Consider the following 12,749-nt stretch of genomic DNA (forward strand, 5'->3'; position numbering starts at 1 on the left):
TGATGAGAAGGTGGCGTGTTGTTTTAGCATCTTTGCTGATCTTAGTGCTAGCTCTTTCAGTAGTTTTGTCAGGATGTTCTTCAAAAACTAAACAAGAGAGCACACAGCCACAGCAGACAACTGAGGCAAATAAGAACAAGAACTTTAAAGTAGGATTGGTTACAGACGTTGGAGGTATTAATGACCGTAGCTTCAATCAAATGGCTTATGAAGGACTGCAAAGAGCTGCGAAAGAATTGGGTGTTACAGTAAATGTAATTCAGTCAAAACAAATGACAGACTACGTGCCAAACTTGACAAATTTTGCACAGCAAGGGTATGACTTGGTTATCTCAGTTGGTTTTATGATGCACGATGCTACAGAAGAGGTATCACAGAAATTCCCCAATACGAAGTTCTTAATCATAGATTCTGAAATTACTGATAGACCAAACGTTGCTTCTGCTATGTTTAAAGAACAGGAAGTTGGTTATTTAGCAGGTGCATTAGCAGGGTTGGTTGAAAAAGAAAAAGTTGGAAAAGTGAAAGGGACAAACATAATAGGTGCAGTTGGCGGAATGCAAATACCTCCTGTTGACCGTTTTATTGCAGGTTATCAACAGGGTGCAAAGGCAGTTAATCCTGATATAAAGATTCTCATCAATTATACTAACAATTTTAATGACCCAGCTGCAGGAAAGCAAATGGCTTTAACACAGATAAGCCAAGGTGCAGAAATCATATTCCAAGTTGCTGGAGGAACTGGTGAAGGAGTAATTAAGGCAGCTCAAGAGAAAAATCTGTACGCAATTGGTGTTGACGCAGATCAAAGCTACTTAGCTCCTGACAATGTTTTAACTTCTGCAGTTAAAAGAGTGGACGTTGCAGTTTACGATGTAATAAAAGATGCCTTGAATGGCAACTTTAAGAGCGGGATAATGTACTTTGACTTGAAAAATAATGGTGTAGGATTGGGTAAGATTAACAAAGATGTGCCACAATCTATAATAGACCAGGTCAATCAATTAGCAAAAGACATTATAGATGGCAAGATTCAGGTTTCAGATAAAATATCAAAGTAAACTATAAAAATCGGGGGCTGACTGCTGTTCAGCCCCCTTTTGGAGGTAGAGGTAGATGAGCGCTATACTTGAAGTAAGAAATATAACAAAGAGATTTCCCAAGGTTGTAGCGAATGACAATGTGAATCTCACAGTTGAAAGAGGAGAAATCCATGCAATACTCGGAGAAAATGGTGCAGGAAAATCAACTCTTATGAATATCATATACGGGCTGTATAAACCGGACTCAGGGCAACTCATTTTTGACGGGGAAGAGCTTAATCTAAGCGGACCTCATGAAGCGATTGAAAAGGGAATAGGAATGGTGCACCAGCACTTTATGCTCATTCCGGTTTTCACTGTTGCAGAAAATATAGTGCTAGGTGCTGAGCCTAAAGGGATAACTTATGATAGAAAAAAAGCTAATGAGCTTATAAGAGAGATTTCTGAAAAGTATCATTTAGAAATAGACCCTGATGCAAAAGTAAAAGACCTTTCTGTTGGATTACAGCAGAGGGTAGAAATTTTAAAAGCCTTTTACAGGAAAGCAAAACTTCTTATACTCGACGAGCCGACGGCAATGCTTACTCCCCAGGAGACGCAGAAATTGTTTGAAATAATGAGAGAACTCAAACAGCAGGGCATGTCTATTATATTTATAAGCCATAAGCTGGAAGAGGTTTTAGAAATATCTGATAGAGTTACAGTTATGAGAAGAGGAAAAACAGTTGGGACTTTAAAAACAAAAGAGACGAATGAGCAAGAATTAGCAAATCTAATGGTGGGTAGGGAAGTAGTACTGAGAATAGAAAAAAGCGAGTATAAACCTGGGGACGTTGTCTTAAGTGTTAAGAATTTGACTGTAGTAGATCAGCAGAATGTGACACGGGTTAAAGATGTAAGCTTTGAAATTAGAGAAGGAGAAATATTTGGACTTGCCGGAATTGATGGAAATGGGCAGCTGGAGCTGGTAGAAGCGATAATGGGATTAAGGCCTAAAAAATCAGGAAGTGTGTTCTTTTACGGCAAAGATGTAACCAATTTTTCTACAAGGCAGCTCTACAGGGAAGGGATTTCGTATATCCCGCAGGATAGGCAGGCAGATGGACTTGTTCTAGATTTTACGATTGCAGAAAATTTGATCTTAAGAGAGTATAAGGACCCTACTTACTCTCGCCGTGGAGTTATTCAATATAAAAAGGTGTATGAAAATGCTGAGAAGAAAGTGAAAGAGTTTGACGTAAGGCCTCCTGAATATATGCTAAAGGCTCGCAATTTGTCAGGAGGTAATCAGCAAAAGGTGATACTAGCAAGAGAAGTAGGATATAATCCCAAACTTTTGATTGCTGTGCAGCCTACAAGAGGTATGGATGTAGGAGCAATAGAGTATATTCACAGAAGGATATTAGAGTTAAGAGATAAAGGGGCAGCTATATTTTTAGTGTCTTTGGAGCTAGAAGAGATAATGTCTCTATCTGATAGAATTGGTGTAATATACAAAGGACAGCTTATGGATATTTTAGATGGCAAAACTGCAACAAAAGAGCAAATAGGTTTGCTCATGGCAGGTTCTCGTTTTGATAAGACGACATTGGAGGCGAGATAATGAAAAATCTATGGAAAGAACTTTATATACCGATTGTAGCTGTATTGGTGGCAATTATCATAGGTTCTATAATAATGCTAGCTACAGGATTCAATCCAGTAAAGGCTTATGTTTCCCTTTTCATAGGTGCATTTGGTAATTTAAATAATATTGCTAATACTCTAGCAAATGCTGTGCCCCTTATATTGACAGGATTAGGTGTAGCTATTTCTTTCAAAACAGGCCTTTTCAATATAGGTGCAGAGGGGCAGTACTGGATAGGGGCAATAGTTGCTGTGTGGATTGGTTATAGTTTTTCTCTCCCTTGGTATATACACATTCCTCTTGCACTTATAGCTGCTATGATAGCAGGAGGACTTTGGGCGGGAATTGTCCCTGGTCTTGCAAAAGCCTATACTGGAGCTAATGAAGTTATAACCACAATGATGATGAGCTATATTGCTATATATTTCAGCCACTTCTTGCTGGAATTTGGGCCTATGATGGAAAAAGGTAGTACAATTCCCCAGTCTCCGCTTATAAAGGATAGTGCTGTTATACCATTTTTGATAAAAAATACTCAGCTGTCTTATGGAATTTTTATAGCTCTTGCTGCAGCAATTTTTGTGTATTGGTTTATGTTTAAGACCACATGGGGATTTGAAATGAGGGCAGTTGGTTACAATCAGAGGGCTGCAAGATATGCGGGAATGAACGTTCCTCTTAATATGGTATTTGCATTGGGGTTGAGCGGTGCTTTTGCAGGACTTGCAGGAGCTGTTCAAATGCTGGGTGTCCAGCATAGACTTTATGACAGCTTTACTTCCGGCTATGGTTATACAGCTATAGTGGTGGCTTTGCTTGCTAATAATCATCCTATAGGAGTTATATTTGCGGCAATTCTGTTTGCAGCATTAGGTACAGGTTCTCAATACATGCAGCTTAATGCTCAAGTTCCTGGTCAGATGGCAGATGTTATAACAGGTTTGATAGTATTTTTCGTAGCAGCTCACAGAATAGCTGAGGTAATAAAAGACCTGCTAGCCAGGAAGCAGAAAAAGGAGGTAAAAGCATGAAGGAGATATTGTTAAATCCGCAACTTTGGGCAGCAACTTTGGCTATGGCTACTCCACTGGCACTGCCTGCTCTTGGAGGAACTTTTTCTGAGAGGTCTGGTGTTGTAAATATCGCAATGGAAGGAATTATGTTGATTGCCGCGTTTTTTGCTGTTATGTTTGCTCATATGACTGGCAATGCTTGGATAGGCCTTTTAGGAGCTATCGTAGTTGGTTTGATAGTTGCGCTTATATTTGCTTGGGCAGCTGTTAGTTTGACTGCTAACCAGATAATACTTGGTATGGCCATAAATATCTTTGCTTCTGGTGTTACGGCTTACCTTCTTAATACTATATACGGTTTTACTGGTACTCCTGTTGATACGCCTATGCTTCCAACAGTTGAGATACCTATTATAAAAGATATTCCTTTTGTAGGACATGTCCTAAGTGGTCATAGCGTCATAGTGTATTTAATGATAATAATTTTGTTCATATCAGATTATTTCTTGTTCCACACAAATTTGGGATTAAGATTAAGAGCAGTAGGTGAAAATCCGGAAGCTGCAGAAACAGCTGGAATTGACGTTATAAAGTTAAGATATCTAGGTGTCGCGTTAAGTGGTCTTCTTTCAGCGATGGGCGGTGCTTATCTCTCTATAGGAGCATTAAACAGCTTTAACCCAGATATGACGAGTGGAAGAGGTTATATTGCGCTGGCAGCGATGATATTTGGAAAATGGACACCTTTTGGTTCTTTTGGAGCATCACTTCTTTTTGGATTTGCTACAGCCCTTAGTATGCAGCTACAAAATACTGCTTTTTCCAAAAATTTGATAATGATGTTGCCCTATGCTTTGACAATTCTTGCACTTGTAGGTATTGGAGGTAAGAGTGTACCACCTGCTGCTGATGGTGTGCCTTACACACCTAAAAAGTAAAAATAAAAGGGGCGTTTGTCATGTTATTGCCTGAGAAAAAGCCGCTGTATGAGCTTGCTTTAAAAAAGATGGAGGAACTTATAAAGACGGGACAATGGAAGGAAGGCAGTAAACTTCCTTCTGAGTCCCAGCTTGCAAAACAGTTTGGCATAAGCAGAGCCACTTTGAGAGAAGCTATGAGGATTCTGGAAGAGGAAGGATTAATTGTAAAGCAGCAAGGGGTCGGTACTTTTGTGAGAAGAAAACCGCTCATAAAAAGCGGTTTGGAGGAGTTGTTCAGCGTTACTGCTTTAATTGAAAGGCAGGGAATGGTGCCTGGTACCAAAGATTTTACTGTGTATAAATTGCCTGCAACTGAGAATGAAGCAAAGCATTTGAGGATAAAGCCGGGGGATATAATATACAAAGTAGAGAGAATTAGGACGGCTGACAATGTTCCTGTTGTTTACTGCATAGATAGATTGCCAGAGAACATCGTAGGAGAGTCTTTTACCGGATTTGAACAGTCAATTTTTAGTTATCTTGAGGCAGAGCATTCTATAAGAATTACTTATGCTATTTCCCACATCAGAGTTATAAAGCACGACCCTGTAGTTGAGAAAAAGCTCATGATGGACAAAAACGATTCGATATTGCTTTTAGAACAAGTTCATTATGATGAAAATAACACGCCAATTTTGTTTTCGTCAAATTATTTTAATGCCTCTAAATTTGACTTTTACATTGTCAGAAAAAGAACATTGTGAAAGTAGGTGTGTAAATGGAGTACAGGGACTATGAAAAACTAATAGAAATTGCAAAAGAAGCGAGGGAAAATGCTTACGCTCCTTACTCTAATTTTAAAGTAGGAGCTTGTGTGCTTACGGAAGATGGAAATATATACAAAGGATGTAACATTGAAAATGCATCTTTTGGTCTTACTGTGTGCGCAGAAAGGGTTGCCATGTTTAACGCCTATAGCGGAGGGGAAAGGAAGCTTAAAGCTATTGCCGTTGTAGCCGATACTGATGGACCTGTTTCGCCTTGTGGTGCTTGCAGGCAAGTTATGATGGAACTGGGCGGAGAAGATATGGTCGTTATATTGAGCAATATGAAGGGTGACCATGCGATAATGACTGTAAGAGATTTATTGCCAGGAGCTTTCACATCTAAAGATATGGAAAAGTAGTAATTCTATACTAACAAAAGAGGTGGTAAAATGCTGCAAAGAGTTATACTTATAGTCCTGGATAGCGTCGGAGTAGGGGAACTTCCAGACGCGTACAAGTTTGGCGATAAAGGGACTAATACTTTGGGGCACGTGGTAGAAAAGACTGGGATTAAGCTTCCTACAATGGAGAAGCTGGGGTTAGGGAATATCATACCTTTGAAGACAGTGGCTCCAAATCCAAATGCCATTGGTGCTTATGGCAAGATGGCAGAGAAATCCGCTGGTAAAGACACTACGACAGGGCACTGGGAAATAGCAGGGCTCATTGTAGAAAAACCTTTTCCTACTTATCCCGAGGGCTTTCCAAAGGAGATTATTGAAGAATTTGAAAAAAGAATTGGAAGAAAGGTCCTAGGCAATAAACCTGCCTCAGGTACTGAGATAATAAAAGAGCTGGGAGAAGAGCATATAAAGACAGGCTATCCCATTGTATACACTTCTGCTGACAGCGTGTTTCAAATTGCAGCCCATGAAGAAGTCATTCCTTTGGAAGAGCTTTATAGAATGTGTGAAATTGCCAGGGAAATATTGAAAGGGGACCATGCCGTAGGGCGGGTTATTGCAAGGCCTTTTATAGGTTCACCGGGCAATTTTGTAAGGACAGCTAATAGAAGAGACTTTTCTCTCAAGCCTTTTGGACCTACTGTACTTGACATGTTGAAAGAAGCAGGTTATCAGGTATATGCAGTTGGGAAGATAGAGGACATATTTGCAGGGCAGGGCATTACAGACAGCGTTCATACTGGAAATAATGACGAGGGCATTACGGCTACTATAGAGGCAATGGATGCGGTAAAGAAGGGGATTATTTTTACTAATTTAGTAGACTTTGATATGGTGTATGGGCACAGGAATGATGTTAACGGGTATGCAAAAGCTTTAAAGCATTTTGATGAAAGGCTTCCTGAGATAATGTTAAGGCTTAAAGAGGAAGATTTGCTGATTATAACAGCTGACCATGGCTGTGACCCCACAACTCCAGGAACAGACCATACAAGAGAATACGTGCCTCTTTTGGTTTACAGTCCTTCTATGAAAGAAGGTAGAAATCTTGGGCTGAGAAAAACATATGCTGATGTGGCAGCTACAATTGCTGAAATTTTCAACGTGGGTCCTATACACACAGGCACTTCTTTTTTAAGGGAATTACCTTTGAAAGTGGGGGTATAATTTATGAGAATGTATGACCTTATACTAAAAAAGAGGGATGGCGGTATACTCACCAAAGAGGAAATAGATTTTATAATCTCAGGCTACACAAAAGACTACATTCCTGATTACCAGATAAGCGCTCTTTTAATGGCCATATATTTTAGAGGAATGACTCCTGAGGAGACTTCTCACCTTACAATGGCAATGGCTTACTCTGGCGATGTACTTGATTTATCTAGAATAAAAGGAATAAAAGTGGATAAACATTCAACTGGTGGAGTGGCGGATACTACTACATTAGTGCTTGCTCCTATGGTAGCTGCTTGCGGAGCGCCTGTTGCCAAGATGTCGGGAAGAGGTTTAGGGCATACTGGAGGAACGATAGATAAACTGGAATCCATACCTGGAATGAGAGTAGAGCTTTCTGAAGAGGAATTTATTGATAATGTGAATAAATACGGAATTGCAATTATCGGTCAGACAAAAAATTTGACTCCTGCCGACAAAAAATTGTACGCTTTAAGAGATGTTACTGCAACTGTAGATTCTATTCCTCTTATAGCAAGTTCTATCATGAGTAAAAAAATTGCGGCAGGAGCTGACGGAATAGTATTGGACGTAAAAGTTGGAAGAGGCGCTTTCATGAAGGATTTGGAAAGCGCAAAAAAACTCGCAAAATTAATGGTGGACATTGGGAATTCTGTTGGAAGAAAGACAGTAGCTCATGTGACCAATATGGATTATCCTCTAGGGCTTGCAATAGGAAATGCTCTTGAGGTTTTAGAAGCGATACAGGTATTAAAAGGGCATGGGTCAAAAGACCTCCTGGAGGTTTGCATGTTATTAGGTTCAGATATGCTGCAGATTGCAGGTATTGCCAAAGATGATAATGAGGCAAGAGCCAAATTAAAAGACGCTTTAGAGAGTGGCAAAGCACTTCAGAAATTCAAGGAGTTCATAAGAGCACAGGGAGGAGACGACAGAGTAGTAGATGATCCAACCCTTTTGCCTCAGGCTAAATATGTAAGGCCGTGGATTGCTGACAGGGATGTGTATATAAAGGATTTAATGGCACTAGATTTAGGGCTTTTGGCAATGAAGTTGGGAGCAGGCAGGGAAAGAAAAGAAGATAAAATTGATTTGGCAGTTGGAATAATGCTGGGTGGAAAGGTAGGAGAAGTAATAAAGAAAGGTGAACCCATTGCTACTATATATGCTAATGATGAAAGCAAAGCTGACTGGGCATTTGAAGAGATTAAGAAATACATCCTGCTTTCAGATGAACCAGTGGAAAGGCCTGTTTTAATATACGAATAAGCTGAGGGGGTTTTACACCCCTTTTTTTATTAAAATTTTTTCAATTTAAACCGATAAATAAATAGGAACTTTTTACAAAAATTTAGATGAAGGGGAGACGGCTTAATGGGAAAAACTATCAAAGCACAAATAGTGCGTTCTTTTGTAATTATCGGCATTTTGATGTTGCTATTATCTCTTACTGTCAATTTGGGTCTTATAAATACTCTTAACAATATTGAAAAGCTCAGGACCTACGTTGTAAATCAAGTTATCAACGTGTCAAGTGCTCAAGTGCAGATTGCTGTTTTGAGCGGAAACATTCAGCAGACGCTAAATGACTACATGAATGGCAATGTAACTAATTTCTCAGTAGGAGCGCCTGTTACTTCTATTGAAACTTATGTAAATAATATACAGAACAGCTTAAACGACTATAAAAACACAAAAGTTTACGATTCTCTGAATAAAAATCTTACAACTATTAAGCAAGCAGTTGAGGACTTGAAAAAAGCCATATCTGAACTGCCAGAGAAGTACAATCCTTCAGAAGACAGCGATAAAGTTGTAGCGGTGAGTTATCATCTTAATCATCTTCAGAGTGCCTTAAACGACTTTAGTTCTACATATTCTCAAGGCTTTTTGCCGTATTTTAATAAAATAATACAGGATAACAAGAAAAATTTTTATGTTTCTCTTGCTATAAGCGGAGTTATTTTACTTATACTTTTTGTCTATGCTACTGTAATCATAAGGAAGTTGAAAAAGTATGCCGAGTTTATCAATTCAGAAATTTTAAATGCTGAAAAACAGTCGGAAGAAGTTGTAAAATACGCTTCTTACGTTCAGGAAAAATCTGAAGAGAATGCGAGGAATATAACTTCTTCCAGGCAGGGGTTAGAGGAGCTAGTCAATGGGATAAATATTATTGCAGGAAATGTAAGTGAAGTGGCAGATTCTATGAATAAAGTTTCTGAAGTAAGTGAAGCTCTGTCGAGAGTTTCAGACAAACTCATGAAGGATATGAATGAAGCTATGGAAAAAATAAAAGAGATAGAAGGGATTGTTTCAAAACAAGGGGAAGAAGTCAAAACTTTAATTAGAAGCCTGGAGGAAAGGCTTCACAGTTCTAAAGATGTGTCATGGCAATTGAGTGAATTAGAAGAGAAAATGAGCGGAATTAAAAACATTCTCTATTCTATTTCCAATATAGCTGACCAAACAAATCTTTTGGCTCTCAACGCTGCGATTGAAGCAGCAAGAGCGGGCGAAAACGGCAGAGGATTTGCTGTTGTAGCAGAAGAGATAAGGAAGTTAGCTGCTCAGTCGACAGAAAGTGTTGACAAGATAAGTGAGATAATTGAGTCTTTGACTTTGTTCACTAAAGAGACGGTGGGAAATGTTATAGAAAATATAAATGAGTCTGTAAAAGCTTCTCAAGAAGTTAATAAAGTGTTAGACATTTTTGAGCGTACAAAAGAAGGATTTGAGCAGGTAGCTGATATTGTGAGCGAAATATCTATCGCTGCAGAAGAGACAGCCTTAAGTTCTAGTCAGGCATTAGAGGCTGTAAAAAGTGTGATGGAAGCATCTCAAAACATCTCTGCGCAAGTGGAGGAATTGCTTGCTTCTTCTGAGCAGCTGCTTTCTGAGATAAATGAAGTAAATGAAAACAATTTGAAAAATCTTGAAAGTATAAAGGAACAGGTAAAATACGCAAAGACTCAGGAAGAAAACATGCAAAAAATTGCCAACATAGCTTTACAGCTTTAAAGTTGACAATTAGGAATATATAGTATAAAATTTTGTTAAACAGCGTGTAACCTAAAAGGGCACGAGCTGGCAAGGGACATTCCTTGCCAGCTTTTAATTTAATAAAAGGGAGTGAAGGGTTATGAAGAGAATTTTTGAGCTTACATTAAAGGATATTGAGGGTATGGACAAAAACACGCTAATTGAGACCATTAAAAATTCGGAAGGCAGGACGGTAATGGCCGAAACTGTAATAACAGTCCCGCCACTAATTTACGGAGTTTCTAATTTAGAATTAGCTGCAGCTTTTGGAAGTGACATGATTACATTAAATCTTTTTGATTTCCAAAGACCTTTTATCTTCGGCATAGATGATGTTGGAGTAAATCTCTCAGATGTAGCTGGGGCTTTAAGTATGATGGAAGAAATTGCATTAAAGAATGCTAAAGATACAGAATATGTAAAAAAGATAAAGAAAATTGTGGGGAGATTCATTGGAGTTAATTTAGAACCAGTACCTGAAGGAGTAAAGTACGTTGAAGGTAGGAAGCTTACAGAAGAAAATTTGAAGAGGGCAAGAGAATACGGCTTTGACTATATAGTAATTACAGGAAATCCTAATACAGGTGTCAATGAGACAACTGTAATACAGGGAATAGAGCTAGCCAAAAAGATTTTAGGAGACAAATTGATGATTGTGGCGGGGAAAATGCACGGGGCAGGTTCAGGCAATATATACGATGACAAAGTTTTAAGAGATTTTGTAAAGGCCGGAGCAGATTGCGTACTAATTCCAGCTCCTGGTACTGTTCCTGGTATTGATTTAGATCTCGCTAAAAAGCAGATTGATGCCATCCATGAAGAAGGTGCACTGGCAATGACTGCCATAGGTACTTCTCAGGAAGGAGCTCAAAAAAGCGTAATAGAGTATATAGCTATTCAATCTAAAATGGCAGGGGCAGATATACAGCACATAGGCGATGCAGGGTATTCAGGAGTTGCGTTTCCAGAAAACATAATGGCTCTTTCCATAGCTATAAGAGGGGTAAGGCATACTTACAGGAGAATGGCTTATTCTTTGAACAAGTGAAGACCTTTTTACCTCCTTTTAAAAAGGTCTTTTAAATACAAAAAACGGTTATTGACAAAGTTTAATACAAAGTATATAATAAAAGCGAAAACGAATACTATGCGGCGTGTTACTGCATAAGCAGGCATGAGCCGGTAAAGGTCGAGAAGACCTTGCCGGCTCTTTTGTTTTAATGCCTGAAAATAAATTAAAAGGAGGGTATTATATGAAATGGCTGGGAAGCCTTCAAAAACTAGGTAAAGCATTAATGCTTCCAGTAGCTGTATTGCCTGCAGCAGCATTACTTTTAAGGCTTGGTGCGCCTGATGTTTTCAATATCCCATTTATTATGCAGGCAGGTGCAGCAGTATTTGATAATTTGCCTTTAATATTTGCTGTTGGTATCGCTATAGGCTTTGCCGAAGGGGATGGAGTAGCAGCTTTAGCAGCAGCTGTAGGGTATTTCGTGCTAACAAAAGGTGCTACTACAATAAACAAAGATATAAACATGGGAGTTTTAGGCGGTATCTTAATGGGTATAATAGCTGGATACCTTTATAATAAGTACCATGACACAAAACTTCCCGATTTCCTGGGATTTTTTGGCGGCAAGAGGTTTGTACCTATTGTGACGGCATTTGCAGCGATTGTATTAGCTCTCATAATGGGATATGTATGGCCGCCTATACAGAATGGCATCTATGCCGTAGGTGAATGGATTATAGGAGCAGGAGCTTTGGGAGTATTCGTGTATGGAGTATTGAACAGATTGCTCATTCCTTTTGGACTGCACCACGTTATAAACAGCCTTGTGTGGTTTGTGTTTGGAACTTTTAAGACGCCTGCTGGTAAAATTGTGACAGGAGACTTAAACAGGTTTTTTGCGGGAGACCCGACGGCAGGAATTTTTATGGCAGGCTTTTACCCAATAATGATGTTCGGACTTCCAGCAGCAGCATTGGCTATGTGGGCAGCAGCTAAGCCAGAGCAGAGAAAAGTTGTATCTGGTGTGTTTATAAGCGCTGCTTTGACATCTTTCTTGACAGGGATTACAGAACCCATTGAATTTTCCTTCATGTTTTTAGCGCCGGTGCTTTATGTAATACATGCCCTTTTGACAGGTCTTTCACTCGCTGTAACTTACGTGCTCGGGATAAAGAATGGATTTGGCTTTTCAGCAGGACTCATTGACTACATTTTAAGCTATGGAATTGCCACAAAGCCTCTATTGTTAGTAGTAATAGGAGTAATTTACGGAGTTGTGTACTATGTAATTTTCTACTATGTTATAACTAAGTTCAACCTACCTACACCTGGAAGATTAGAGGAAGAAGCTCAAGACCAGTACAGAGATATGTCTAAATCAGAAATAAGCGATGTAGCAGCACAATACGTGGAGGTATTGGGAGGTTCTGACAATATTGAATCTTTAGAAGCCTGCATTACCAGGTTGCGCCTTACTGTAAAAGACGATACAATAGTAGATGATGAGAAATTGAAAAAGTTAGGTGCAACTGGTGTAATGAGGATGGGCAAAAATGCTCTTCAAGTGATTGTGGGTACTAAAGCGGATTTGATTGCTCAAGAGATGAAAAAGCATATGAAGAAAAAATCTTAATGACAATTTTGGCGGCCGATGGGGGCCGCCA

11 protein-coding genes are annotated in these 12,749 nt (G+C 39.1%); all 11 read left to right on the plus strand.

Annotation, left to right across the window (positions count from 1 at the left end; genetic code table 11):
• Window positions 1–2 precede the first annotated feature (2 nt).
• A complete protein-coding gene (locus TTE_RS02180) occupies window positions 3–1,061 on the plus strand; it encodes a BMP family lipoprotein (protein WP_011024894.1) in 1,059 nt (352 codons plus the stop codon).
• Between the two features lie 55 nt (window positions 1,062–1,116).
• Window positions 1,117–2,646, plus strand: coding sequence for an ABC transporter ATP-binding protein (locus tag TTE_RS02185; protein ID WP_009610785.1), 1,530 nt, complete (start codon window positions 1,117–1,119; stop codon window positions 2,644–2,646).
• Entirely contained in the window at window positions 2,646–3,701 is a 1,056-nt protein-coding gene (locus tag TTE_RS02190; protein WP_011024895.1) for an ABC transporter permease, read from the plus strand. Before TTE_RS02185 ends, TTE_RS02190 begins: the two co-directional genes overlap by 1 nt.
• Window positions 3,698–4,621, plus strand: coding sequence for an ABC transporter permease (locus TTE_RS02195; RefSeq protein WP_009610797.1), 924 nt, complete (start codon window positions 3,698–3,700; stop codon window positions 4,619–4,621). Before TTE_RS02190 ends, TTE_RS02195 begins: the two co-directional genes overlap by 4 nt.
• Before the next feature lie 20 nt (window positions 4,622–4,641).
• A complete protein-coding gene (locus TTE_RS02200) occupies window positions 4,642–5,367 on the plus strand; it encodes a GntR family transcriptional regulator (protein ID WP_011024896.1) in 726 nt (241 codons plus the stop codon).
• Window positions 5,368–5,381: 14 nt separating this feature from the next.
• A complete protein-coding gene (locus TTE_RS02205) occupies window positions 5,382–5,789 on the plus strand; it encodes a cytidine deaminase (protein ID WP_011024897.1) in 408 nt (135 codons plus the stop codon).
• A 30-nt stretch (window positions 5,790–5,819) separates the two neighbouring features.
• Window positions 5,820–7,001 (plus strand): phosphopentomutase, encoded by a 1,182-nt coding sequence (locus TTE_RS02210; RefSeq protein ID WP_011024898.1) that lies wholly within the window; start codon window positions 5,820–5,822, stop codon window positions 6,999–7,001.
• A gap of 3 nt (window positions 7,002–7,004) precedes the next feature.
• A complete protein-coding gene (locus tag TTE_RS02215) occupies window positions 7,005–8,300 on the plus strand; it encodes a pyrimidine-nucleoside phosphorylase (RefSeq protein ID WP_011024899.1) in 1,296 nt (431 codons plus the stop codon).
• Between the two features lie 105 nt (window positions 8,301–8,405).
• Entirely contained in the window at window positions 8,406–10,052 is a 1,647-nt protein-coding gene (locus TTE_RS02220) for a methyl-accepting chemotaxis protein (RefSeq protein WP_011024900.1), read from the plus strand.
• Between the two features lie 121 nt (window positions 10,053–10,173).
• Complete coding sequence (locus tag TTE_RS02225) at window positions 10,174–11,121, plus strand: hypothetical protein (RefSeq protein ID WP_011024901.1); 948 nt, start codon at window positions 10,174–10,176, stop codon at window positions 11,119–11,121.
• Window positions 11,122–11,326: 205 nt separating this feature from the next.
• Window positions 11,327–12,718, plus strand: coding sequence for an N-acetylglucosamine-specific PTS transporter subunit IIBC (gene nagE, locus TTE_RS02230; protein WP_041587101.1), 1,392 nt, complete (start codon window positions 11,327–11,329; stop codon window positions 12,716–12,718).
• Window positions 12,719–12,749 lie beyond the last annotated feature (31 nt).

Source organism: Caldanaerobacter subterraneus subsp. tengcongensis MB4 (assembly GCF_000007085.1).
GTDB lineage: Bacteria > Bacillota > Thermoanaerobacteria > Thermoanaerobacterales > Thermoanaerobacteraceae > Thermoanaerobacter > Thermoanaerobacter subterraneus.